Genomic DNA, 286 nt, shown 5'->3' on the forward strand with positions numbered 1-286 from the left:
TCGTGGGCGGCTTCGGCGTCGGCAAGACCACGCTGGTCCGCTCGGTCAGCGAGATCCGTCCCCTCAACACCGAGGAGACGATGACGCAGGCGGGCGAGTCGGTGGACGACATCGCGCACGTCGGCACCAAGACGGCCACCACCGTCGCCTTCGACTTCGGCCGCATCACGCTGGACGCGCACAACGTGCTGTACCTGTTCGGCGCGCCCGGCCAGGAGCGGTTCTGGTTCCTGTGGGACCGGCTGTTCTCCGGCACGCTCGGCGCGGTCGTCCTGGTCGACACCCG

The 286-nt window shown here is 69.6% G+C and carries 1 protein-coding gene; it reads left to right on the forward strand.

Features of this window, described 5'->3' with window-relative positions:
- Nucleotides 1-2: 2 nt before the first annotated feature.
- The coding region (locus GT030_RS16950) for an ATP/GTP-binding protein (RefSeq protein ID WP_346009663.1) at nucleotides 3-286 on the forward strand (284 nt) is incomplete at its 3' end.

This window comes from Streptomyces sp. SID1328, from assembly GCF_009865595.1.
Lineage (GTDB): Bacteria > Actinomycetota > Actinomycetes > Streptomycetales > Streptomycetaceae > Streptomyces > Streptomyces griseoluteus.